Below are 23,447 nucleotides of genomic sequence, written 5' to 3' on the forward strand. Positions count from 1 at the left end.
AGCGGTTTTCGCTCTCAATCCAGAAGCGTCGATACTGCAGATTGGGCAGGAAGCGACGCTTCGTTCTGTTGTTGGCGTGGGAAACGTTGTTCCCTACCATCGGGCCTTTGCCCGTCACCTGGCAAACACGCGCCATGATTGTCGCTCCAGTTAACGTTGGGAGTAAAACCTGCGATTCTAGCCGATAAGCTTGCTGCTTTTCAAGATCTTTGACGATCCTGAGCCAGAGGTCTTCGCCGCTTGGGACCGTCCATCGCTCATCCGATAGAAGTAGCGCCAGCGCACGCTCGGATCGCCTGCAACCGCCGCTCAGAGCAGTCCGCGTTCGGCGAAAGAGAGCGGCGTGGCGTGGGCAGCGACGATGAAATGGTCGAGTACGCGCACATCGACCAGCGCCAGCGTCTGCTTGAGTTCGGTCGTCAGCAATTCGTCGGCGCGAGACTGCTCGGCGACGCCCGAGGGATGGTTGTGCGCCAGCACGACGGCCGCCGCGTTATGCCGCAGCGCCCGCTTGACGACCTCGCGCGGATAGACGCTGGTCTGTGTCAGCGAACCGCGGAAGAGTTCTTCGGCCGTGATCAGGCGATTTTGCGCGTCCAGCCAGAGGGCCATGAACACCTCGTGCTCCAGGCCGGCCAGATGCAAGCGCAGGTAGTCGCGCACCGCGCCGGGCGTCGCCAGCGTGCTGCTCCGCTTGAGTTCCTCACTCAACGAACGCCGGGCCATCTCAAGTACCGCCTGCAACTGCGCAAACTTGGCCGGCCCCATTCCGGGAACCGCCGAGAATTCCTCCCGACTGGCTGCGAACAGGCGGTTCAGGCTGCCGAAGCGACCGATCAGTTCGCGTGCGAGATCAACCGCCGTCTTCCCCCGGCTGCCGACACGCAGGAAGATCGCCAGCAGTTCAGCGTCCGATAGCGCCGCCGCCCCCAGGGTCAGCAGGCGCTCGCGTGGACGTTCATCTTCCGGCCAGTCGGTAATCGCCATGACGCTCCCTCGCCTCCCGTTGCACGTGCCAACATTGTAATCCGACCAGCCGATGTCTGTAGAAAACCACTACATGCGCAGTAAGCTTGACTGCGATTGGAGCGACGCCTAAGATTCCGAAGTTTTTTACCCGGGTGCCGCGTCGTGAGAATGGAGCAGTTCTACGGTCTGATCGGAGCAGACATGAGTGCGGTCGACGCGGTCATTCGCCAGCGCCTGCACTCGGATGTCGTGCTTGTCCGACAGGTCGCCGAGTACATCGTGCAAGGCGGCGGCAAGCGATTGCGTCCGGCCCTCGTCCTGCTTGCGGCGGGGGCGCTCGGCTACGACAAGGGAACGTTTCATCACGAACTGGCAGCGGTGATCGAGTTTATCCACACGGCGACACTGCTCCACGACGATGTCGTGGATGGCTCCGAGTTGCGGCGTGGCCGCGAAACGGCAAACGCACTGTTCGGTAACGCAGCCAGCGTGCTGGTCGGCGACTTTCTCTACTCGCGCGCGTTTCAGATGATGGTTTCCGTGAACGACATGCGCATCATGCAGGTGTTGTCGGACGCGACCAACGTCATCGCCGAAGGTGAAGTGCTACAACTGATGAACTGCCACGACGCCGACCTTGACGAAGCCGCCTACCTGAAGGTAATTCGCTACAAGACGGCGAAGCTATTCGAGGCAGCAGCCCAGCTCGGCGCGATTATCGGAGGTGGAAACGCCGCGGTCGAAGCCGGGATGGCGGCCTACGGCTTGCATCTGGGAACGGCATTTCAGTTGATCGACGACGTTCTCGACTACTCCGGAGCCGAAGACGAGACTGGCAAGCATCTGGGCGACGATCTGGCCGAGGGCAAGCCGACGCTACCGCTGATCTTCGTGCTGCGTAATGGAAGCGAGCCACAGGCAGCGGCCGTCAGACGCGCAATCGAAAGCGGGGGGCGCGACGACTTCCCGCAAGTCCTGGCGGCCATCCGCGCCAGCGGGGCGCTGGAATACACGCGACGGCGCGCAGAAAGCGAAGCACAACTCGCAACGGCCGCACTCGCCCCGGTCGCGGCTTCTCAATACAAGGATTCCTTGCTAGAATTAGCGTTCTTCGCGGTCGCCAGGAACTACTAGCGACTCGGGGGCACCCGCGCCGCGTGTGTCCATGTCGCGCGGCTCTGTCTGCAGCGTGGGCGGTGTGGTCTGTAGTGGCGTCAAGCGTCTTTCTTGTTTCGGTCGGGGCGTAGCTCAGCCTGGTAGAGTACTGCGTTCGGGACGCAGGAGTCGGAGGTTCGAATCCTCTCGCCCCGACCACCACTTCATCGTGCCATCCGGCGCTGCAGGGCAGGTATGCCGCCAGGTTCCTCGAAACCAGGCGGCGCTTGCAGGAAGCTTCAACGGGGCTGTCGACTCGGAAGCGCCTGTGTCGTTCGCCGGTGCCGCGCAGGCTGGGTCGGACGATGGGCAAATACCTGCTGCTTCTTGCCTTTTTGTGTGTTGTCTGGTGGATTTGGCGAAAGGGCCAAGCGACGCGGCGCGCCCTGCAGCGGCGAAGCAGCGTCCGGGAAGTCGAGCCGATGGTCGCCTGCGCCCATTGCGGCGTCAACCACCCACTCAGCGAAAGCCTGCGGGCCAACGACAGATACTATTGCTGCCTGGCCCACCAGCGCGAGGCCGAGCCGACCCGACAGTGATTCGGCGAAGCGAAGATGGCGGAGCTTAGCGCCGAGCAGTTTTCGGAGTCGCGCTGGACGTCGCTGCGCTACTTCAACCTCTACCGCTTCGCCGTATCCGCGATCCTCTTCATTTCGGCACTGCTTTATCCTTCTGCTTTCACGCTGCTCACGCCGCATCAGGGTCTGCAACATCTGATCCTGGCCACGGCTTACCTGCTGGCGACCACGTTGGCCGTCGTCCTGGCCTACCGCCATCGGCGAAATTCCAACCTGCAGTTGTCGGCCAGCGTCCTTACCGACATCGCCGTGATGACACTGCTTATCCACATCGGCGGCGGTCTGGGCAGCGGACTCGGGTCGATGCTGCTGGTCACTCTCGCCGGAGCGGGTCTGGTCGGCGAGGGCCGCCTGGTCCTCTTCTACGCCGCGATGGCGTCACTGTCGGTACTCATCGAGCAGACGTTCCGGGGACTGCTCGGCGATTTTGATACGGCCGCCTTTTTCCACGCCGGTGTCTTCAGCGCCGGCTTCTTCGCGATTGCCATCTCGGCCCGCCTGTTGGCCAGCCGCGTGATCGCCAACGAGGAACTCGCACGCCAGCGCGGGCTGGCGCTGAACAACCAGATGCTGATCAGCCAGCGGGTGATCGAGGAGATGCAGGACGGCGTTCTTGTACTTAGCCGCGCAGGGCGGATCAAACAGAGCAATCCTCAGGCCGCCAAGCTGCTGGCGCTCGATCGCGACGAGCAGCGCCCGCTCATCGAGTGCGCGCCGGGTCTTGTCCAGGGCTTCACCGACTGGTGCCGCAGCCCTCATGACGAGGTGCTTCCGATCAGCGTTCCGGCGACGGGAATGGACGTTCAGGCGAGGTTCATCCGAACGTCCAGCTCCGACAGCGACGTTCTGGTCATACTGGAGGACATGGGCCGCCTGCGCGCTCAGGCGCAGCAGCTCAAGCTGGCCGCGCTCGGGCGCCTGACGGCGAACATCGCGCATGAGATCCGCAACCCACTTTCCGCGATTACCCATGCCGGAGAGTTGTTACGCGAGGAAAGGCGCGGTGAGATTTACGAACGCTTGCTGCGCATCGTCCTCGACAATGCCCGGCGACTCGACCGGATCGTGCGCGATGTGCTCGACCTGGGTCGGCGCGACCGCACCTATCGCGAGGCGATCGCGCTACGCGAAGTGCTGCCCGGCTTTCTGGAGGAATACCTGGGGCAGGAGGCCGTAGCGCCCGAAATCGTCGAGCTCAAGGTCGCCGGCAGCGGAACGCTCTGTTTCGATCGCTCGCACTTGCATCGAGTTCTCTGGAACCTGCTCGGCAACGCCTTGCGCCATTGCCGACGGCTGCCCAACAGCGTCTGTCTTGCGGTCAGTGATGGCCCAATTCCAGACACCGTGGAAATCCGCATCAGCGACGACGGAGAGGGCGTCAGCGAGAATCTGCGCGAACAGATCTTCGAGCCCTTCTTTACCACCCATCACCGCGGTACCGGCCTGGGGCTCTACATCGCGCGCGAATTGTGCGAGGCGAACGAGGCCCGGCTTGAACTGGTGGCTTGCGGACCTGGGGCAAGTTTTCGCATTACAGGGAGGTCTGTGGGATGTCATTAGGTAGAACCGAGCGCCGGCCGCGCGGCGAGCTGGCGCGCGTTCTGGTGGTGGATGACGAGGAGGACATTCGTGAGCTGCTCGACCTGACCGTAGCACGCATGGGCCTTTCTGCGGACTGCGCGGGAAGCGTCGGCGAGGCCAGGCGTCTTCTTGAACAGCAGCGCTACAAGCTGTGCATCACCGACATGCGCCTGCCTGATGGCGACGGCCTGGAGATCGTTCGCTTGATCAGCGAACGCTATGGCGAAACGCCAGTCGCCGTTCTGACTGCACACGGTAGCGCGCAGAACGCGGTTGCGGCGCTCAAGGCAGGCGCTTTCGACTACGTCGCCAAGCCGATGGCGCTCGACCAGTTGCGCAGCTTGATCAGGTCGGCGCTCAGCCTCCCATCTCCCAACTGGCCGGGCGAAGCGTCCCACAATGTCGGCAGCGCGGTCGAGCAACTGATCGGTCAGTCATCTGCCATCGAACACGTGCGCCAGATGATCGATCGGCTGGCACGCAGCCAGGCGCCGGTCTACATATCCGGTGAGTCGGGCACCGGGAAGGAACTCGCCGCACGCCTGATCCACGCTCGCAGTGCCCGCCAGGCAGGCCCCTTCATTCCGGTCAACTGTGGCGCGATTCCTGAAACCTTGATGGAAAGCGAGGTCTTCGGGTACCGGAAGGGAGCCTTCACCGGGGCTGAGAGTGACCGCGACGGTTTCTTTCAGGCAGCCAAGGCGGGTACGCTGTTCCTCGACGAAGTCGCCGATCTGCCTCTGCCGATGCAGGTCAAACTCCTGCGCGCCATCCAGGAAAAGAAGGTGCGCAAGGTGGGCAGTGCAATCGAAGAGCCGGTGGACGTACGGATCATTTCGGCCACCCACCGGACGCTGAAGGACTGCGTCGAGGCGGGAAGCTTCCGCCAGGATCTCTACTACCGACTGAACGTCATCGAACTGCGCATGCCCCCCTTGCGTGAGCGGCAGGAAGACATCGAGCCGCTGGTCGACGCGCTGCTGCGCCGCATCTGCGCGGGCAAACCGCCGCGCCTGGATGCGACGGCCATGCAGGCGCTGCAGGCCTACAGCTTTGCCGGAAACGTGCGCGAACTGGAAAACATTCTCGAACGCGCAGTCGCTCTGTGCACCGACGATACGGTCCGAGTTGACGATCTCGGACTGGTGTCGGAAATCGCCATCGGAAGTGGTCTCGGCCGAACCAGCGAAACCCTCGATGACTACATCAATCGGTTGGAGAAGCAAGCCATCCTGGACGCCTTGAGCAAGACCAATTTCAATCGCACGGCGGCCGCCCGCCTGCTCGGCGTGAGTTTCCGCTCGCTGCGCTATCGCATCGACCGACTAGGCATCGAAGAATGACGCAGCGCGCGCGCCGAACGCTGGTCGACGACGCCGGCTGGTTGCTCGGCGCGCGGCAAGTCGCTTCACCGAACTGCGACCTCCGTCCACCTGACGCCAGCGTTTCGCTCATCGTCATCCACGCGATCAGCCTGCCGCCCGGGGAGTTTGGTGGCGACGCCATCGAGAGACTGTTTACCAATCGACTCGCCGCAAACGCCCACCCGTATTACTCGGAAATCAGCCACTTGCGCGTCTCGGCGCATTTCCTGATCCGGCGCAACGGCAGTCTGATCCAGTTCGTTCCCTGCCGGCAGCGCGCTTGGCACGCCGGCGTATCGGCATGGCAAGGCCGTCAGCGCTGCAACGATTATTCGCTTGGAATCGAACTCGAAGGATGCGATGCCTTGCCGTTTGCCGCCGCCCAATATGCTTGCCTGCGCACCCTCATCGGCACCTTGTGCGAGCATTTTCCGATCGATGCCGTGGTTGGCCACAGCGACATAGCACCCGGCAGAAAGACCGACCCCGGGCCACATTTCGATTGGCTCGCATTGGCTGAACTCGGCCGCCTGCCGGGCAAGCTCGACCGCTAGGCGTCGTCAGCCGATAAACTGCCGGATGCGCTCGATCGCTTCGCGCAAGCGCTCGACGCGCGTCGTGTAGGCCAGGCGCAGGTGGTGCTGCGGGGCATGCTGGCCGAAATCGCGGCCGGGGGTAACGGCAACGCCGGTCGCTTCCAGGAGCTCGCGCGCCAGGCGATCGCTGTTGTCGGTGAACCGCCGACAGTCAGCATAGACGTAGAACGCACCCGCAGGTTTGGCGGCAACGCCGAAGCCGAGGTCTACCAGCGCCGGAACAAGAAAATCTCGCCGGCGCTGGAACTCCTGCCGGCGCGTTTCGAGAATGGCAAGCGTGGCCGGTGCAAATGCGGCGAGCGCCGCATGCTGCGCCGGAGTCGACGGCGAAATGAATAGGTTTTGCGCCAGTTTTTCGATGTCGCGCAAGAAGCGTTCGGGAACGACCAGCCAGCCCAGCCGCCAACCGGTCATGTTGAAAAACTTCGAAAAGCTCTGCACGACGAAAATGTCGTCGCCATACCTCAGTGCGGTCTCGGCGCTCCGTCCATAGGTCAGCCCATGATAAATCTCATCGACGATGAGCTGCCCCTGGCGTTCGCGAACAAATGCGGCCAGCCCGGCGAGTTCGTCGCTGCTCAGCATCGTACCGGTGGGATTGGCCGGTGACGCAAGCAGGACGCCAGCCGTGCGAGCACTCCAGTGCGCGGCCAGGCCTGTGGCATGCGGCTGGAAGTTGTCTTCCGGCCCAACCGGAATACCCACCGGAACGCCTTCGAAAGCCCGGATGAAATGACGATTGCACGGGTAGCCGGGATCGCTGACCAGCCATTCGCTGCCCGGTTCAGTGAGACAGGCAAGCGCCAGGAGCAGCGCCCCGGAAGCGCCGGCAGTTACCACGATACGTTCAGACGGCAGCGCGAGACCGTAACGGGTGGCATAGAAAGCGGCGATGGCACGGCGCAGCTCGGGCAGCCCGAGCGCCGGCGTGTAGAAGACGCGGCCGCTGGCAATGTGCGCCTGTGCGGCAGCAATGATCGGTTCGGGCGTCGGAAAGTCGGGTTCGCCGACTTCGAGGTGAATGACATCGCGGCCCTCGGCTTCGAGCGCCTTGGCGCGGGTCAGGAGCTCCATCACATGGAAGGGCGCGATGTCGGCCAGGCGGCTGGCAGGAAAGGTCGGCATATCGTCGGGCAAGTCGGCAAGTCGGGCGGGAAATCCTGCGGCTGAAGAAAAAAGGCCGCCCGCAGGCGGCCTTTTCGTTCACCAGCTTGGCGTCATCAGGCTGCCTGGAACCGCTGCTCGAGTTCGTCGCGAATCGTGGCAAGCTTCGCCGGCAGCTTGCCGCCCATCTTGCCGAACCAATCCTTGACGCCTTCGAGTTCGCTGACCCAGGCCTGCTTGTCGAGGCTGGTGACGCCGGCGAATTCATCTTTCGAGAAGCTGGCACCGCTCCAGTCCATGTCCTCGTAGTTCGGCATCCAGCCGAGCGTGGTTTCACGCGCCGATACCCGACCTTCGCAACGGTCGATGATCCACTTCAGAACGCGCGCGTTGTCGCCGAAGCCGGGCCAGGCAAACTCGCCCTTCTCGTTCATGCGGAACCAGTTGACCATGAAGATGAGTGGGGGCTTGTCGACTGCCTTGCCCATCTTCAGCCAGTGGCTGTAATAGTCGGCCATGTTGTAGCCGCAGAACGGCAACATGGCGAAGGGGTCGCGCCGAACGACGCCCTGCTGGCCGAAAGCCGCCGCCGTCGTTTCGGAACCGAGGGTAGCTGCCGCGTAGACGCCGTAGTCCCAGTCGCGCGTCTGGCACACCAGCGGCACCGTCGACGCGCGCCGGCCGCCAAAGAGGAACGCCGAAATCGGCACGCCTTCAGGACTCTCCCAGTTCGGGTCGATGCACGGGCACTGCGCCGCCGGAGCCGTGAAGCGGGAGTTCGGGTGCGCCGCCTTGGTCCCCTTCTCCTTGGCGATCTCGGGCGTCCAGTCGTTGCCCTGCCAGTCGATGGCATGAGCCGGAGGCGGGCCCATGCCTTCCCACCAGACGTCGCCGTCATCGGTCAGCGCGACATTGGTGAAGATGGTGTTCTCGGACAGCGATGCCATGGCGTTGAAGTTGGTCTTGTCGTTCGTTCCCGGGGCAACGCCGAAGAAGCCGGCTTCCGGATTGATCGCGTACAGACGGGTAACGCCGTCCTTGTCCTTGCGCGGCTTGATCCACGCGATGTCGTCTCCGATCGTCGTCACTTTCCAGCCGCTCAGGCTGGCCGGCGGAACCAGCATGGCGAAGTTCGTCTTGCCGCAGGCCGACGGGAACGCCGCGGCAACGTAGCGCTTTTCGCCCGCGGGCGACTCGACGCCAAGGATCAACATGTGTTCGGCCATCCATCCATCGTCGCGCGCCATGTTCGAGGCAATGCGCAGCGCCAAGCACTTCTTGCCGAGCAGGGCATTGCCACCGTAACCCGAACCGTAGGACCAGATCTCGCGCGTCTCCGGATAGTGAACAATGTACTTGGTCGTCGGATTGCACGGCCAGCGCGGATCCTTCTGGCCGGGCTCCTTCGGCGCACCGATGGTGTGCACACAGGGGACAAAGACGCCGTCAGTACCGAGAACCGGGAACACGGCCTTGCCCATCCGGGTCATGATGCGCATGTTGACAACGACATACGCGCTGTCACTGATCTCGACGCCGATCTGGGCGATCGGCGAGCCGATCGGACCCATCGAGAAGGGAATCACATACATCGTGCGACCCTTCATGCAGCCCTTGAACAGACCAGCGAGGATTTCGCGCATCTTTTTCGGATCTTCCCAGTTGTTGGTCGGACCGGCGTCTTCCTGCTTCTCCGAGCAGATGTACGTGCGGTCTTCGACGCGTGCAACGTCGGAGGGGTCCGAGAAGGCCAGAAAAGAATTCTTGCGCTTCTGCGGATTGAGCCGGATGAAGGTTCCGGCTTCGACGAGTTCGTTGCACAGACGATCGTATTCCTCCTGAGAACCATCCGCCCAGACAACGCTGGCGGGCTCGGTAAGCGCTGCGATCTGGGCAACCCATTGCTTCAGGCCTTCATGTTTGACGTAGTCGGGGGCATTGATGGAAACGGTCTGGTTCATGGTGTTCACTCTCGAGGTAAGTTGAGACGCAGTGGTTATCGTAGCGCGGCAGGCGCAATGCCTGGCCGAGAAGGCGGGGAGACGAAGAGGTCGGTCCAGCCCAGTCGGGGGCGACGCGGCGGTCGCGGCTGGCGAGAAACAAGCCCGGTGCAACTGGTTGAAATCAGCATGCTAGGCGGCGGTGCTACAAGGATGTCGGAGTTTGTGTAATTATGCCACAGGTTCAGGCTGCGCTGATCATCGTGTGAGTGCTGCGCGCCGCTTGAACAGGCGGCCCGACAGCGCCACGCCGGCCCGCACCGATCATCGGAAACACGCCCGCAGCCATCGCTGCCGGGCAGGTCATCCGTCAGGAGGGTAAGGTATGAGCCAGGAAAAGGAACAGTTGCGTAAGGCAGCGCTCTTCTATCACTGCAACCCGAAACCGGGCAAGCTGTGCGTACAGCCGACCAAGCAGCTGACCAACCAATACGACCTTTCGATGGCCTACTCGCCGGGAGTGGCCGCCGCATGTGAAGAGATCGTGACCCACCCGGCCACCGTCAGCGCGCTGACCGCGCGGGCCAATCTGGTCGGTGTGATCACCAACGGAACGGCGGTGCTGGGGCTGGGGCCGATCGGACCGCTGGCCGCCAAACCGGTAATGGAAGGCAAGGCAGTCCTCTTCAAGAAGTTTGCCAACATCGACGTTTTCGATCTGGAAATCGACGAGCGAGACCCCGATCGGCTGGTCGAAATCGTTGCCTCGCTCGAACCTACCTTCGGTGGCATCAACCTGGAGGACATCAAGGCACCGGAGTGCTTCCATGTCGAACGGAAGCTGCGCGAACGGATGAAAATCCCGGTTTTCCACGACGATCAGCACGGAACGGCCATCGTGGTGGGCGCCGCAGTCCTCAATGGCCTGCACCTGCAGGGCAAGGATCTGACCCAGGTCAAGGTGGTCACTTCCGGCGCCGGTGCCGCCGCCCTCGCCTGCCTCGATCTGCTCGTCATGCTCGGCATTCCGGTGGACAACATCTGGGTGACCGACATCCATGGCCTGGTCTATACCGGCCGCGTCGAAGAGATGGACGAGATCAAGGCACGCTACGCGAAGGAAACCGGGTGGCGAACGCTGGCGGAAGTCATCGATGGTGCCGACGTTTTCCTCGGCCTGTCCGCGGGTGGCGTCCTCAAGCAGGAGATGGTCGCGCGAATGGCGCCAAAGCCGCTGATCATGGCACTCGCCAATCCCAATCCGGAGATCCGGCCGGAGGACGTGCGCGCCGTGCGCAGCGACGCAATCATCGCGACCGGCCGCTCGGACTACCCAAACCAGGTCAACAACGTGCTGTGCTTTCCGTTCATCTTTCGCGGCGCGCTCGACGTCGGTGCGAGCACGATCAGCGAAGCGATGAAACTCGCCGCGGTCAAGGCGATCGCCGAACTGGCACGGGTCGAACAGTCGGAAGTAGCCGCACGGGCGTACGGCGAGCAGGTCAGCAGCTTCGGTCCGGATTACCTGATCCCGAATCCCTTCGATCCGCGGCTGATTGGCAAGATCGCGCCGGCGGTCGCCGCGGCGGCGATGGCTTCGGGCGTCGCAACGCGCCCGTTGAAGGACATTGAAGCGTATCGCGAGAGCCTCGACGAGTTCGTCTACCATTTCGGGCTGATCATGAAACCGGTCTTCTCGCAGGCGAAGCAGGCGCCGCGCCGGGTCGTCTTTGCCGAGGGAACGGATGAGCGCGTGCTGCGCGCGGTACAGGTCATCGTTGATGAGGGGATCGCCCGGCCCATTCTGATCGGCCATCCGGGCGACATCGCCGGCAAACTCGACGCGCTGAACCTGCGGGTACGGCCAGGTGCCGATTTCGAGATCGTCCACGCGGACGAAAAGCCTTTCTTCGACGAGCATTTCGAGCCCTACTGGCGCGAGTACCGCCGCCTGATGGAGCGTAAGGGCGTATCGAGCGACTTCGCCCGACGCGAAGTTCGCCGCCGCGCATCGCTCTTCGGCGCCATGATGGTGCGCATGGGCGACGCCGACGGACTGGTCTGCGGAACTTTCGGTCAGCATGCCGTGCATCGCGCTTACGTCGAAAACGTCATCGGCCTGGCGCCCGGGGTCAGGAACCTGTATGCCATGAGCCTGGTGCTGCTGCCCGACCGGACGCTGTTCATCGCCGACACCTACATCAACTATGAGCCTTCGGCCGAGCAGTTGGTCGACATGACGCTGCTTGCCGCTGACGCGGTGCGCCGTTTCGGCCTCGCGCCGCGCGTCGCGCTGCTTTCCCACTCTTCGTTCGGCTCCGAAAACACGCCGACCGCCAATCGCATGCGCGAAGCGCTGCGCCTGCTCCGGGAACGCGCCCCGCGCCTGGAAGTGGAAGGCGAGATGCACGGCGATGCCGCGCTCGACGACCAGATTAGGCAGCGCGTCTTTCCCAGTGATGCGCGCTTGAAGGGTCACGCCAACCTGTTGATCATGCCGACGCTCGATGCGGCGAACATTTCGTTCAACCTGCTCAAGGTCGCAGCCGGCGATAACGTCACCATCGGACCGATTCTGCTCGGCGCTGCGCAACCGGTCCATATTCTGACCTCGACGGCAACCGTGCGACGAATCGTCAACATGACCGCGCTGACCGTCGTCGACAAGCTGATGAGCGAACGCTGAGCATGGTCGCTGCCGCGCCCACCGTTCGCCGCCTGGCGTCCGCCGGGAGACGCCGCGCAGTGCATCGGCCACTGCCCGGACGCTAGTCGCACGCGCCATGGCAAACGAGCGTACGGCGCTGGTGCTCGGCGGTGGTGGAGCGCGCGCGGCCTACCAGGTTGGCGTCCTGCTCGCGATCCGCGATGTCCTCGGGCCACACCAGCCGAATCCGTTTCCGATCGTCTGTGGCGCCTCGGCGGGCGCCGTAAACGCTGCAACGCTGGCCTGCTACTCGGCCAACTTCAGTGTGGCAGTGGATGCACTGGCCGATGTCTGGCGCAACATGCACGCTGACCACATCTATCGCGCCGATGCGCTCGGCATCGGCAGCACCGCGCTCAAGTGGCTGGGAGCGCTGTTGCTCGGCTGGGCGCTCAAACGCAGCCCGCGCTCGCTGCTCGACAACCAGCCGTTGCGTCGCCTACTCGAGCAACGCCTCGACTTCACCCGCATCGCGCGCAGCATCGAGCGCGGCACGCTCTACGCCGCCAGCATCACCGCCTCCGGCTATGTCTCCGGACACAGCGTCAGCTTCTTTCAGGCGCATCCTGATGTGCAGACCTGGCGGCGGGCACAGCGTGCCGGATGTCGAACCGAGCTGACAGTCGATCACCTCCTCGCCTCCAGCGCGATTCCGTTCATCTTTCCGGCGGTTCACCTCAATCGTGAGTACTTCGGTGATGGCTCGATGCGACAGTTGGCGCCGATCTCGCCAGCCATCCACCTTGGCGCAAGAAAGGTTCTTATCATCGGCGTCGCGCAGGCGGTGGACTCGCTGCCGCGCCAGAGTTCGCGCCGCTACCCGACCCCGGCACAGATCATCGGCCATGTACTCTCGTCGATCTTCCTCGACGGACTGGCGGTCGATGCCGAACGTATCGAGCGCGTCAATCGCACGCTGGCCCTGATCCCGAACGAACGCGACAGCGAGTCGACGCTCGGGCTGCGACCATTGCGCTCGCTGATCATTTCGCCGTCGGAACGACTGGACTATCTCGCCGCGCGCAACGCACACACGCTGCCCTGGCCGGTACGTACGCTGCTGCACAGCCTCGGTGCGATGAACCGGCGCGGTGGAGCGCTAACCAGCTATCTGCTTTTCGAAAAGGCCTACACCGAGGCCCTGATCGCGCTCGGCTACAAGGACGCGATGGAGCGTGCAGACGACCTCAGGGCCTTCTTCGCGGAGTAAGGAAAGCTCCTCAGGCTGGACCTCATAAACGATGGATATCCCGTTATTTATAATTAAGATCTTGTAGCTCATAAGACGACTGTTGTAGAATGATGTGAGACATGATTTGAGCGGGAGGTTAACCATGCGCAGCGTGCTGCGGGTAGCCGTTTTCGTGGGTTTGTTGCTGAGTACCGTGGTGACTTCCATTGACTCGGCGCAGGCTGCGGGAAAGGCCCAGGGAAAGGGCGAAACAGCCACCAAACAAGCAGCGCCGGCCGTACACAAGGCGAGCAAGGCACCCGCCGCGCGGCAAACCGGTGCCGCCGAGCCGGCTGGCCGCAAGAGCCTGGCCAGGTCGGGCCCTGCCCGACCAGCGCCAAATGCTGGCAAATCGTTGTCCGCCGCCGGCAAGCCCCTGCCCACGGCAGACCGGAACGGTGCGCGCCCGTTGGCCGCCGCACCCGCCTCGCGCACGAGTTCAAGTTCGCGCCAGGCACGCCAATTGGCGGCACGTCCAGGAAAGGCTGCAAACCGCGGCTTGGCGCAAAGCGCCAAGCCGGTGCAACCGGTTCCCGCCAGCCGCCGGCTGGCTCAGGCCGAGCAGAAAAGGAGCTTCCGTCACGTGCTGGCGAGCAATGCCGATCTCTGGCAAGAGCCTGGCCACCTGGCCGTCCATTCCGGCTCCGCACTGGTCGTCGCGCAAGACAGCAGCGAAGCGCTGTACGAAAAGAATGCCCAGGCCATCCTGCCGATTGCTTCGATCACGAAAGTGATGACCGCAATGGTAGTCCTCGACAGCATGCCAAGCCTGCAGGCGCCAATCACGATCACCGACGATGACGTCGACTATTTGCGGGGCAGTCGTTCCCGCCTGCATGTCGGCACCGTCCTGACACGCGAGACGGCCTTGCTGCTCGCCCTGATGTCGTCCGAGAACCGCGCCGCCAACGCCCTCGGCCGCAACTACCCGGGTGGTCTTTCCGCCTTCGTCGCTGCGATGAATCGCAAAGCGGCTTCCCTTGGCATGACCAACACGCGCTTCGAGGATCCGACCGGCCTGAGCAGCAATAACGTATCGACGGCGCGCGACTTGGCGAGGATGGTTGCCGCCGCGCATCGCTACCCGCTGATTCGCGAATTCTCGACGACCACCGGCGCGCGCGCCGAGGTGAACGGTCGAGAGATCGAGTTTCACAACACCAACCAGTTGGTCAGTAGTCCGACCTGGGAGATCGGCCTGTCGAAAACCGGCTACATCCAGGAAGCCGGAAAGTGCCTGGTGATGCAGGCACGCGTTGCCGAAAAGCCCGTGGTGATCGTCCTGCTCGACTCAGCTGGCAAGCAGACACGCATCGGCGATGCGAATAGAATCAAGCGCTGGATGGAAAGCGCTTCGGCAAGCGGGAGGTTGCCGACGCGCGTCTGAGGGTCGGCATACATGACCGAAAGCCACGCTTCTCCGTGGCTTTTTTTGCGTCTACCGCACGGCGATGGCGCAAATATTCGTCTTGGCTATAAACAAATAGATAAAGATGCTTTGCAGTTCTATCCACGTTGGCTATAGTGACGCGCTTTCCGAATCGCTTGAGACTGGACCCATGGGGATGAAACTTGCCAAGTGTTTTTGCCGCCTATCGGCAGCGCTGACCTGCGCCCTTCTGGCCTTGACCGCCTCGGCGCAAAGCAACCTGCTCAACGTCTCCTACGACGTTGCGCGCGACTTCTACAAGGACTACAACCCGCTGTTTCAAAAGCACTGGAAGGCACTGACCGGTGAGACCATCGAGCTCAGGCAGTCGCACGCCGGGTCGAGCAAGCAGGTGCGCGCGGTGGCTGACGGACTGGAAGCGGACGTGGTGACGATGAACCAAGCCTCGGACGTGGACTTTCTTGCCGAGAAGGGACTGGTGGCCCGCGATTACGCCAAACGCTTTCCGACCAACGCGTCGCCTTACACTTCAACCATGGTCTTCATCGTCCGGCAGGGTAATCCGAAAGCACTGAAAGACTGGTCAGACGTGGTGAAGCCCGGCATACAAGTCATCCTCCCGCACCCGAAGAACACTGGTAATGGTCGCTATACCTACCTCGCAGCCTGGGGTTACGCGCTCAAACAGCCGGGCGGCAACGAAAGGACAGCGCAGGACTTCGTTTCCCGGCTGCTCAAGAACGCGCCATTGTTTGCCGCCGGCGGACGCGACGCGACGACGACCTTCATGCAGCGCAAGATCGGCGATGTGCTGATTTCCTTCGAGAGCGAGGCCGAGCTGATCGCCCGCGAGTTCGGCAAAGGCGAGTTCGAGGTCGTCTATCCGTCCTGGTCGATTCTCACCGAATTTCCGGTCGCCATCATCGACAAGGTGGTCGACAAGAAGGGAACGCGCAAACAGGCGCAGGCCTACCTCGATTTTCTCTGGTCGCCGACGGGCCAGGAGAACGCCGCCCAAAACTACTTGCGACCACGCGACGCCGCGCTACTCAAGAAATACGCGCAACAGTTTCCGCCGATCAGGACCTTCACCGTCGACGACACCTTTGGTGGCTGGGCGCGTGCCTTTCCGACCCATTTCAAGGATGGCGGCACTTTCGACCAGATCTACCAGCTCAAGTAGACCTCCCTGCCTAAGCGCGCCGCCGCTCACTCCCTGGCGCGGCGCCGATTTTCCGATCGACACTCGCGATGCCTTCCACCCGCCCGCGCCCAGCGCGCGTCCTGCCCGGTTTTTCCCTGTCGCTCGGTTGCGCACTGGTCTACCTGTCGCTGCTCGTCCTGCTGCCGCTCTCCGGCCTGGGCTTCAAGGCCAGTCACCTGAGCCTCGCCGAGTTCTGGGAGATTGCTACAGGCGAACGCGCACTGGCTTCGTACCGGGTCACTTTCGGTGCTTCGCTGCTTGCCGCGCTGATCAACGCGCTGTTCGGCCTCGTCGTCGCCTGGGTCCTGGTGCGCTACTCGTTTCCCGGCAAGCGACTGATCGATGCGCTGGTCGATCTGCCTTTTGCGCTGCCCACGGCCGTCGCCGGGATCACGCTCGCTACGCTCTATTCGAGTAATGGCTGGATCGGCCGGCACGCCGAGGCGTTCGGCGTCAAAGTCGCGTTCACGCCGCTCGGCATCGTCGTCGCGCTGACCTTCATTGGCCTGCCCTTCGTCGTTCGCACGCTGCAGCCGGTGATCGAGGACATCGAGCCGGAAGTCGAGGAAGCCGCCGCATCGCTCGGCGCGTCGCGTCTGCAGACTTTTCTCCGCGTCGTCTTCCCGGGCCTTCTTCCCGCTCTGCTGACCGGCTTCACACTCGCCTTCTCGCGCTCGATCGGCGAGTACGGATCGGTCATCTTCATCGCCGGCAACATGCCCCTGATCTCGGAGATCACTCCGCTGCTGATCATCTCGAAGCTCGAGCAGTACGACGTCGTCGGCGCCACCGCGCTCGCCGTCGTCATGCTCCTCATCTCCTTCGTTCTGCTACTCGCGGTCAACACGCTGCAGTGGTGGGCGGCCAATCGCCATCACGGCAGTGCGCGGCCGAAAGCCGGAGGCAAGCCATGACGACCGCCGCCATCCGTCGCGCAAACAGCGAACCCGGCTGGTTGCGCTACCTTCTGCTGACGCTCGCGCTGGGCTTCCTCTTCTTCTTTCTGGCGCTCCCCTTGCTGGCTGTATTCGTCGAAGCGCTGGCCGCCGGCTGGCCGGCTTACCGCGACGCCTTGACCGACCCCGAAGCGCGCTCGGCCATCGGTCTGACGCTGCTCGTCGCGCTTTGCGTACTGCCCGGCAACATCCTCTTCGGCATCGCCGCCGCCTGGGCCATCGCCAAGTTCGACTTCCGCGGCAAGAGTCTGCTGATCACGCTGATCGACCTGCCGTTTGCCGTTTCGCCGGTGGTCGTCGGGCTCATCTTCTTGCTCATCTTCGGCGCGCAAGGGATCTTCGGACCCTGGCTGACCGCGCACGGAATCAAGATCGTCTTCGCACTGCCGGCGATCATCATCGTCACCATGTTCATCACCTTTCCTTTTGTCGCACGCGAACTGATTCCGCTGATGCAGTCCCAAGGCAAGGACGAAGAGGAGGCCGCGATCTCGCTCGGGGCCAGCGGCTGGCAGATGTTTCGCCGCGTCACCTTGCCCAACATCAAGTGGGGCCTGCTCTACGGCGTGATCCTGGCCAATGCGCGCGCCATGGGTGAATTTGGCGCCGTATCGGTGGTTTCCGGGCACATTCGCGGCGAAACGAACACCCTGCCGCTACACGTGGAGATTCTCTACAACGAATACAACGCAGTCGGTGCCTTCGCGGCAGCGTCGGTGCTTGCCTTGCTGGCGCTGGTCACGCTCGCCGCGAAGAGCATCGTCGAGTGGCGGATTCGACGCGAAACGCAGATGCTGGCCGCCAGCCTCACTCCGGACCGACCATGAACGCAAGCGCCAAAACCAGCGTGGCTGCCGTGCCAAGCGCGACGCCACCTCTCGATATGGGAAGCCATGAGCATTGAAATACGTTCGCTCGGAAAGCGCTTCGGCAACTTCGTAGCGCTCCAGGACATCAACCTTGACATTCCGGGTGGTGAACTCGTCGCCCTGCTCGGCCCCTCGGGTTGCGGCAAGACGACCCTGCTGCGCATCATCGCCGGAATGGAGTCGGCCGACACGGGCCAGGTCCTGTTCGCCGGCGAAGAAGCGACCCACCTGCACGCGCGCGAACGCAACGTCGGCTTCGTCTTTCAGCACTATGCGCTCTTCCGCCACATGTCAGTCTTCGAGAACGTCGCTTTTGGCCTGCGCGTCAAGGCACGCAAGCTACGCCCGACAGAAAGCGAAATCCGCCGACGGGTCGATGAACTACTCAAGCTGGTCCAGCTCGATTGGCTCGCCGACCGCTATCCGTCGCAGCTCTCCGGCGGACAACGGCAGCGGATTGCGCTGGCCCGTGCGCTCGCCGTCGAACCGAAAGTCCTCCTGCTCGATGAGCCGTTCGGCGCACTCGACACCAAGGTGCGCAAGGAGTTGCGTCGCTGGCTGCGGCGACTGCACGATGAGATGCACATTTCCAGCGTCTTCGTCACGCATGACCAGGAAGAAGCGCTCGAGGTCGCCGACCGGGTGGTGGTCATGAACCACGGACGCATAGAGCAGATCGGCTCGCCCGACGAAGTCTATTCCAATCCAGCGTCGCCTTTCGTCTACCAGTTCCTGGGCAACGTCAATGTTTTCCACAGTCGGCTGCACGGCGCCTGGGCGGATGTCGAACGGAGCATTCCCGAACGTGCGACGGCAAGCGAAGCGATGGCCTTCGTCCGACCGCACGATATCGAAATCGAACATCGGCCAGTCGCCGGAAGCCTGCAGGCGACGGTGCAGGAGGTGCACGCGATCGGCCCGCTCGTCCGCGTCGAACTGGCGCATGGCACCGAACTCATCGAGGTCGAGCTGACGCGCGATCGTGCCGCGGCGCTCGCCCTGACAAAGGGCCAGAACGTCTGGTTGAAACCACGCCAGATCAAGGTGTTTGCGGCACCTGACGGATCCCTCGAGGAGGGCGGCTCCGGAATCTGAGCTCCAGCGCGGCGATGCCGTGCAGTCGACGAAACCTGCGTCGGCTGTCCCTTTGTCTGGTAGGATGCGCCCCGATGGACGAGCATCTTGCCATTAAATTCGTTGGTTTTCTCGTGCGAGCGGTAGCGCTGTACGCACTTTCACTCGTTCTCCTGAGCGCCAACGGCAAAGCGCAGAGCGCCGAGCCATCGATGGTCGCCATCGCCTTTCCGGCGACCAGCGAGGAGGCTGTGGCACGGGCATCGCTGCGCGCCATCTTTGGCATGCTGTTGCAGAAATGGCCAGGCGACACCCCGGTCAAGGTGTTCGTTTTGAGGGATGACGCTCCCGATCACGCGACATTCAGCAAAACGGTCCTCCAGGTGTTTCCACACCAACTGCGCATGGCATGGGATCGTCAAGTCTTTTCCGGACAGGGCCAGTACCCCGAACAGGTCGGATCTGCCCAGGAGATGCTGGCGCGCGTCGCCACCACGCCGGGAGCGATTGGTTACGTCAAAGCGAGCGAGGTTACCCAGAATGTACGTGTTCTCAAGGTTCGCTAGCCTCTTGCCGCGCATCGCTCTGCTCGCCGGGTCGTTTATCTCGGCGCTGAGCGCGAGCGCCGCGGACCTGGCGGGGGGCGACCTGAAAGTCCACGGGTTCATTTCGCAAGGTCTGGTACACACGACCGACAACAACTTTCTTGGCCAGAGCGATGATCAGATCAGCCGTGACTTTCGCGAGATCGGCATCAACGCGTCGTGGCGGCTGGTACCCGATATCCAGCTCTCGGCGGAACTGCTCTCGCACCGTGCCGGTGGCACCGACGACGGCAGCGTGCGTGTCGATTACGGGCTGGTCGACTGGAATGCCTTTTCCAGCGAGAATGGGCGCGCCGGATTGCGGGTCGGCCGCCTGAAGACGGCCTACGGCCTGTACAACAAGACGAGAGACGTGACCTTTACCCGGCCGAGCATCATTCTTCCGCAATCGATCTATTTCGAGCGAACACGCAATCTGACCGTTTCGGCGGACGGCGCCGAACTGTACGCGGAGCGTTACGGCGAAGCTGGGAGTCTTACCGCCAGCTTCGCCCTGGGGAAACCAAAGACCAAGACGGAAGCAGCCAAGGTGGCGCTGTTCCTCTCCAGTCCGCCCGGAGAACTTGAACCACGGTTGGCACCGGATCTGCAGTTGCTGTACGAAGGCGCCGGCAATCGATACCGCCTGGCGTTCACCGCGCTGCAACTCGATCTCAGTTACCGACCGGGCGCCGCGGATCGCTTGCGCGCCGGCAGGTTCCGCCTGACTCCACTGATCTTTTCCGGGCAGTACAACGCCGAGCGCTGGAGCCTGACCGGCGAGTACGCGATCAGGCGCACGTCGGTCAGCAATTTCGGCCCCTACTTTCCCGATAGTCACGCCGTCGGCCAGAGCTATTATCTGCAGGCGAGCTACCAGTTTGCTCCGCAGTGGGAAGTCCTGCTGCGCTACGACGCGTTCTACGCGGACATGCGTGACCGAAGCGGAAAGGCATTTGCTGCAGCGACCCGACAACCGGCGTTTTCGCGTTTCGCGCGCGACTGGACGGCCGGTATCCGTTTTGATGTGACGCCCGAGTTCATGCTGCGCGCCGAGTATCACCATGTCACCGGAACAGGCTTTCTCGCCGCGCAGGATAACCCCGACGTACGCGCCCTGCGTCGCCAGTGGGACATGCTCATGCTCCTCGCATCGTTCCGTTTCTAGGTACGTGCCTGCCGGATGGCCGTCGATCGCTATCGTCCGCCTGCCCGCAGCGGTCTCAGGTTTCTCAGCCTGAAATGGAAAGTACTGCTGATGCTCGGCGGCGTGCTGTTGTCGGTCAATGGCGCATTGTCGTGGCTCCACTTCCAGGATCTGACCAGCCGCTTCGAACTGCAGCGGGCGGCGACGCGCGAACGGCTGATGGCGCAGGCTTTTGCCCTGCGCAGCGAGTTCGGCTTACGCCTGCAGGCGCTCGCCGGCATGCTTGCGGCGCTCGACGACCTCCGTTCCGACCTGTCGCAGAATCAAGCCGGTGGCCTTCTGGTGATGCAGCACTTCGACAGCTACTGGTCGGCCTTGCAACTGGATTTCGGCATAGACTCGCTGCAGGTCTATGCGCGCAATGGCCAGCCCCTCGCCGACTGGCGCAATCATTCCTTCACTGAAGTCGACCTTGATGCGCACGTGCGGACGGTCATTGCGCACGAGCGGGCAATGCACTGGACACGCTGCGGCAGCCTCTGCACACAATTCGCGGCGGCGCCGATTCTCGCGCAGGGCCGAGTGGCGGGCGCCGTCGTTCTCGGCAGTTCGCTTGCCGATGTGGTCGTTTCGTTCAACCGCCTGTCGGGTGCCGACCTCGGTGTGCTCACCCGGATGTCGCAAGCATCCAACAAGAACTCGCTATCCAGGCTGAGCCTGCAGGTCGTCGGTCTGAGCCGCGCCGAGCGCAACTTGCCGCTGCTCGAACAACTTGCCACGCTGCCGGCCGTGCCCGCCGGCGGCAGTGCCTGGCGCCTGGTGGCGCACGACGGCAGCCAGTTCGAGGTTTCCTTCCTCTCGCTCGACGCCCCCGATGTCGCGCCATCGCCCGCCTTGCTGGTGATCATCGACGACGTTACCGAAGCGCTGGCGAATATCCGCAAATCGGTCTGGAACCGATTGCAGGGTGAGTTGCTGGCGTCTGTCCTTGCCCTCCTCTTGCTGGCCCTGCTGGTCAACGCGCCGCTGCAGCGCATGACGCGGGCTGTGCGCGCGATTCCTCTGCTCGGTCGCAGTGCCTTCGCCGAAGCGCGCGCGCGGATTGTCCCGCGCGGTCGCCGTTTCGTCGATGACGAAATCGACAGCCTGGACGAAGCCGCGATCGCCCTTTCCTATCGTCTGGAAACGCTCGAACGCGAGGTCGAGGCACACTCGGCCGACATGCAGGGCATGCTGCAACGTATCTCGATCGAGCGCGATTTCAGCCGCAGCCTGCTCGACACCGCCCAGGTAATCATCCTCACCCAGCATGCTGATGGGCGAATCGTCACCTTGAATCGCTACGGACGCATGCTCTCGGGTTGGCAGGAAGATGATCTACCCGGCAAGCGCTTCTTCGAGCTGGTCTGCCCGGAAGGGTCGGCCGGAACCGTCATCCATCAGGCATTGCAGCGAATCGCCGCCGGCGATCGCCAGCATGTCCAGCTCGAGTCCATCCTGGCCGGAACGAACGGCCGTTCGTACGAGATCACCTGGAATCACTCGCGCCTGTCGGGCCGTCCCGGAGAACCCGTAATGATTCTCTCGGTCGGCATCGATCACACCGAGCGCAAGCGCGCCGAACTGCACGTCAGCTACCTCGCCGAGCACGATCCGCTCACCGGACTCGCCAATCGACAGCACTTCCAACGCGAACTTGATCAGGCCTTGGTGAACGCGCGACTGACCGGGCTGGACGGCGCACTGCTCTATCTCGATCTGGATGGCTTCAAGTACGTGAACGACCTCAGCGGACACCAGGCCGGCGACTCGCTATTGCGCATCGTCGCCACCGAAGTGAGCCAGGTCGCGCGCCCCAGCGATTTGCTCGGCCGGCTTGGGGGCGACGAATTGGGCGTTCTCCTCCATGAGTGCGATCGTGAAGTTGCCATCGAGATCGCGGAGGAAATCAATCGCCGATTGGCGGAAATCAGGTTTGCCGGCCTCGGCGCCAAGCATCGCGTGTCCGCCAGCATTGGCATCGTCGTCTTTTCCGGCGCCCGAATGGATGTCAAACAGCTTCTCGCCAATGCCGACATCGCGATGTATCAGGCCAAGTCGAAAGGCGGCGCCGGCTGGCACCTCTACTCGGAAGGCGAAGGCGTGCAGGAAAAAATGCAAAGCCGCCTGTATTGGGAAGAAGAGATCAACCGTGCATTGAGCGAGAATCGTTTGATCGTTCACTACCAGCCGATCCTCGACATGCACGCCCGGCAGGTCAGCCACTACGAAGCACTGGTGCGCATGCTGGGACCAGACGGATCGCCGATACTCCCCGGCGCGTTCATGGAAGTGGCCGAGAATAGCGGCCTGATTCGCGAGATCGATCGCCAGGTCATCCGGCTGGTCGGACAAAGAATGCAAGCCTTGTCGGCATCCGGCAGGCACTTCAAGTTCTCGATCAACCTCTCCGGCCTCAGCATCAACGATACCCGACTGCTCGCCTTCATCCGCGACGAGTTCGCCCACAGTCCGCCGCTACTCGGCAATGTGGTTTTCGAGATCACCGAAACGGCCGCCGTATCCGATTTCCCTGCGGCGCGCAGCTTCATTCACGCGGTGCGCGAACTGGGCTGCGCGTTTTCTCTCGACGACTTCGGGGTCGGTTTCTCATCCTTCAACTACATCAAACAGTTGCCGATCGACTACGTGAAGATTGATGGCTCCTTCGTACGTACGCTGGTCGACAGTCCGGACGATCAGGTCTTCGTGCGCGCGCTGGCCGAAGTGGCGCGTGGCTTCGGCAAGAAAACGGTCGCCGAGTTCGTCGAAGACGAGCGCACCCTGAACATGCTGCGCACTTTCGGTGTCGATTACGCGCAGGGCTACCATATCGGCAAACCCCAGCTCAGCGTCCACTAAGCACCGCCCTAAACCTTGGAACGTATCAGGCGCGCCTTCTCACGCTGCCAGTCACGTTCCTTCTCCGATTCACGCTTGTCGTACTGCTTCTTGCCCT

General features: G+C 62.9%; 19 protein-coding genes, 1 tRNA gene and 1 pseudogene. 16 read left to right on the forward strand and 5 right to left on the reverse strand.

All coding sequences use genetic code 11. From position 1 onward, the window contains the following. Both rpmB and radC read right to left on the reverse strand, forming a co-directional pair. On the reverse strand, positions 1 to 136 hold a 136-nt coding region (gene rpmB / locus RKP46_RS12330; protein ID WP_311106934.1), incomplete at its 3' end, for a 50S ribosomal protein L28. A gap of 173 nt (positions 137 to 309) precedes the next feature. Beyond that, positions 310 to 987 (reverse strand): RadC family protein, encoded by a 678-nt coding sequence (gene radC, locus RKP46_RS12335; protein ID WP_311106917.1) that lies wholly within the window; start codon positions 985 to 987, stop codon positions 310 to 312. A 150-nt stretch (positions 988 to 1,137) separates the two neighbouring features. Here radC and RKP46_RS12340 point away from each other — a divergent pair, with 150 nt between their 5' ends. From RKP46_RS12340 to ampD, 6 genes are all read left to right on the forward strand, one after another. Continuing rightward, positions 1,138 to 2,103: a polyprenyl synthetase family protein gene (locus RKP46_RS12340; RefSeq protein WP_409194139.1), complete on the forward strand. Its 966-nt coding sequence runs from the start codon at positions 1,138 to 1,140 to the stop codon at positions 2,101 to 2,103. A 103-nt stretch (positions 2,104 to 2,206) separates the two neighbouring features. Beyond that, positions 2,207 to 2,283: transfer RNA gene (locus RKP46_RS12345), tRNA-Pro, on the forward strand. 146 nt (positions 2,284 to 2,429) lie between these two features. Continuing rightward, the gene (locus RKP46_RS20225) at positions 2,430 to 2,663 is read left to right on the forward strand and encodes a PP0621 family protein (protein ID WP_409194140.1); all 234 of its coding nucleotides are present in this window, start codon (positions 2,430 to 2,432) and stop codon (positions 2,661 to 2,663) included. Positions 2,664 to 2,678: 15 nt separating this feature from the next. Beyond that, the gene (locus RKP46_RS12350; RefSeq protein ID WP_311106919.1) at positions 2,679 to 4,262 is read left to right on the forward strand and encodes an ATP-binding protein; all 1,584 of its coding nucleotides are present in this window, start codon (positions 2,679 to 2,681) and stop codon (positions 4,260 to 4,262) included. Further along, a complete protein-coding gene (locus RKP46_RS12355; protein WP_311106920.1) occupies positions 4,253 to 5,626 on the forward strand; it encodes a sigma-54 dependent transcriptional regulator in 1,374 nt (457 codons plus the stop codon). Before RKP46_RS12350 ends, RKP46_RS12355 begins: the two co-directional genes overlap by 10 nt. Further along, entirely contained in the window at positions 5,623 to 6,201 is a 579-nt protein-coding gene (gene ampD / locus RKP46_RS12360; protein ID WP_311106921.1) for a 1,6-anhydro-N-acetylmuramyl-L-alanine amidase AmpD, read from the forward strand. Before RKP46_RS12355 ends, ampD begins: the two co-directional genes overlap by 4 nt. Before the next feature lie 6 nt (positions 6,202 to 6,207). On the opposite strand, the gene RKP46_RS12365 is transcribed toward ampD, so the two are convergent. Further along, complete coding sequence (locus RKP46_RS12365) at positions 6,208 to 7,368, reverse strand: pyridoxal phosphate-dependent aminotransferase (protein WP_311106922.1); 1,161 nt, start codon at positions 7,366 to 7,368, stop codon at positions 6,208 to 6,210. Between the two features lie 95 nt (positions 7,369 to 7,463). Beyond that, positions 7,464 to 9,308, reverse strand: coding sequence for a phosphoenolpyruvate carboxykinase (GTP) (locus RKP46_RS12370; RefSeq protein ID WP_311106923.1), 1,845 nt, complete (start codon positions 9,306 to 9,308; stop codon positions 7,464 to 7,466). Positions 9,309 to 9,672: 364 nt separating this feature from the next. Here RKP46_RS12370 and RKP46_RS12375 point away from each other — a divergent pair, with 364 nt between their 5' ends. The 10 genes from RKP46_RS12375 to RKP46_RS12420 all read left to right on the forward strand — a co-directional run bounded on the left by RKP46_RS12375 (position 9,673) and on the right by RKP46_RS12420 (position 23,350). Further along, positions 9,673 to 11,973 (forward strand): NADP-dependent malic enzyme, encoded by a 2,301-nt coding sequence (locus RKP46_RS12375; protein WP_311106924.1) that lies wholly within the window; start codon positions 9,673 to 9,675, stop codon positions 11,971 to 11,973. A 97-nt stretch (positions 11,974 to 12,070) separates the two neighbouring features. Beyond that, positions 12,071 to 13,204 carry a patatin-like phospholipase family protein gene (locus tag RKP46_RS12380; protein ID WP_311106925.1) on the forward strand — a complete coding sequence of 378 codons (1,134 nt, stop codon included), beginning with the start codon at positions 12,071 to 12,073 and terminating at the stop codon, positions 13,202 to 13,204. A gap of 430 nt (positions 13,205 to 13,634) precedes the next feature. Next, positions 13,635 to 14,612 (forward strand): D-alanyl-D-alanine endopeptidase, encoded by a 978-nt coding sequence (gene pbpG, locus RKP46_RS12385; protein ID WP_409194141.1) that lies wholly within the window; start codon positions 13,635 to 13,637, stop codon positions 14,610 to 14,612. A 178-nt stretch (positions 14,613 to 14,790) separates the two neighbouring features. Next, entirely contained in the window at positions 14,791 to 15,798 is a 1,008-nt protein-coding gene (locus tag RKP46_RS12390; RefSeq protein ID WP_311106927.1) for a sulfate ABC transporter substrate-binding protein, read from the forward strand. 68 nt (positions 15,799 to 15,866) lie between these two features. Then, the gene (gene cysT, locus RKP46_RS12395; RefSeq protein WP_311106928.1) at positions 15,867 to 16,733 is read left to right on the forward strand and encodes a sulfate ABC transporter permease subunit CysT; all 867 of its coding nucleotides are present in this window, start codon (positions 15,867 to 15,869) and stop codon (positions 16,731 to 16,733) included. After that, positions 16,730 to 17,602: a sulfate ABC transporter permease subunit CysW gene (gene cysW / locus RKP46_RS12400; protein WP_311106929.1), complete on the forward strand. Its 873-nt coding sequence runs from the start codon at positions 16,730 to 16,732 to the stop codon at positions 17,600 to 17,602. The genes cysT and cysW overlap by 4 nt, the downstream gene beginning before the upstream one ends. Positions 17,603 to 17,668: 66 nt before the next feature. Continuing rightward, complete coding sequence (locus RKP46_RS12405; RefSeq protein WP_311106930.1) at positions 17,669 to 18,739, forward strand: sulfate ABC transporter ATP-binding protein; 1,071 nt, start codon at positions 17,669 to 17,671, stop codon at positions 18,737 to 18,739. Between the two features lie 74 nt (positions 18,740 to 18,813). Next, positions 18,814 to 19,284: a hypothetical protein gene (locus tag RKP46_RS12410; RefSeq protein WP_311106931.1), complete on the forward strand. Its 471-nt coding sequence runs from the start codon at positions 18,814 to 18,816 to the stop codon at positions 19,282 to 19,284. Next, positions 19,259 to 20,470: a hypothetical protein gene (locus RKP46_RS12415; RefSeq protein ID WP_311106932.1), complete on the forward strand. Its 1,212-nt coding sequence runs from the start codon at positions 19,259 to 19,261 to the stop codon at positions 20,468 to 20,470. The genes RKP46_RS12410 and RKP46_RS12415 overlap by 26 nt, the downstream gene beginning before the upstream one ends. A gap of 15 nt (positions 20,471 to 20,485) precedes the next feature. Then, positions 20,486 to 23,350, forward strand: coding sequence for an EAL domain-containing protein (locus RKP46_RS12420; protein ID WP_311106933.1), 2,865 nt, complete (start codon positions 20,486 to 20,488; stop codon positions 23,348 to 23,350). An 8-nt stretch (positions 23,351 to 23,358) separates the two neighbouring features. Here the strand turns inward: RKP46_RS12420 and RKP46_RS12425 are convergent. Next, positions 23,359 to 23,447: pseudogene (locus RKP46_RS12425) on the reverse strand (SsrA-binding protein); the annotation flags it as partial.

This window comes from Accumulibacter sp. (genome assembly GCF_031732815.1).
Taxonomy (GTDB): Bacteria; Pseudomonadota; Gammaproteobacteria; order Burkholderiales; family Rhodocyclaceae; genus Accumulibacter.

Excerpts from the sequence above, each read along its gene's own strand:
- radC (WP_311106917.1), bottom strand. The coding sequence starts at position 987 with ATGGCGATTACCGACTGGCCGGAAGATGAACGTCCACGCGAGCGCCTG.
- RKP46_RS12340 (WP_409194139.1), top strand. The coding sequence starts at position 1,138 with ATGGAGCAGTTCTACGGTCTGATCGGAGCAGACATGAGTGCGGTCGAC.
- RKP46_RS20225 (WP_409194140.1), top strand. The coding sequence starts at position 2,430 with ATGGGCAAATACCTGCTGCTTCTTGCCTTTTTGTGTGTTGTCTGGTGG.
- RKP46_RS12350 (WP_311106919.1), top strand. The coding sequence starts at position 2,679 with ATGGCGGAGCTTAGCGCCGAGCAGTTTTCGGAGTCGCGCTGGACGTCG.
- RKP46_RS12355 (WP_311106920.1), top strand. The coding sequence starts at position 4,253 with ATGTCATTAGGTAGAACCGAGCGCCGGCCGCGCGGCGAGCTGGCGCGC.
- ampD (WP_311106921.1), top strand. The coding sequence starts at position 5,623 with ATGACGCAGCGCGCGCGCCGAACGCTGGTCGACGACGCCGGCTGGTTG.
- RKP46_RS12365 (WP_311106922.1), bottom strand. The coding sequence starts at position 7,368 with ATGCCGACCTTTCCTGCCAGCCGCCTGGCCGACATCGCGCCCTTCCAT.
- RKP46_RS12370 (WP_311106923.1), bottom strand. The coding sequence starts at position 9,308 with ATGAACCAGACCGTTTCCATCAATGCCCCCGACTACGTCAAACATGAA.
- RKP46_RS12375 (WP_311106924.1), top strand. The coding sequence starts at position 9,673 with ATGAGCCAGGAAAAGGAACAGTTGCGTAAGGCAGCGCTCTTCTATCAC.
- RKP46_RS12380 (WP_311106925.1), top strand. The coding sequence starts at position 12,071 with ATGGCAAACGAGCGTACGGCGCTGGTGCTCGGCGGTGGTGGAGCGCGC.
- RKP46_RS12390 (WP_311106927.1), top strand. The coding sequence starts at position 14,791 with ATGAAACTTGCCAAGTGTTTTTGCCGCCTATCGGCAGCGCTGACCTGC.
- cysT (WP_311106928.1), top strand. The coding sequence starts at position 15,867 with ATGCCTTCCACCCGCCCGCGCCCAGCGCGCGTCCTGCCCGGTTTTTCC.
- cysW (WP_311106929.1), top strand. The coding sequence starts at position 16,730 with ATGACGACCGCCGCCATCCGTCGCGCAAACAGCGAACCCGGCTGGTTG.
- RKP46_RS12405 (WP_311106930.1), top strand. The coding sequence starts at position 17,669 with ATGAGCATTGAAATACGTTCGCTCGGAAAGCGCTTCGGCAACTTCGTA.
- RKP46_RS12410 (WP_311106931.1), top strand. The coding sequence starts at position 18,814 with ATGGACGAGCATCTTGCCATTAAATTCGTTGGTTTTCTCGTGCGAGCG.
- RKP46_RS12415 (WP_311106932.1), top strand. The coding sequence starts at position 19,259 with ATGTACGTGTTCTCAAGGTTCGCTAGCCTCTTGCCGCGCATCGCTCTG.
- RKP46_RS12420 (WP_311106933.1), top strand. The coding sequence starts at position 20,486 with ATGGCCGTCGATCGCTATCGTCCGCCTGCCCGCAGCGGTCTCAGGTTT.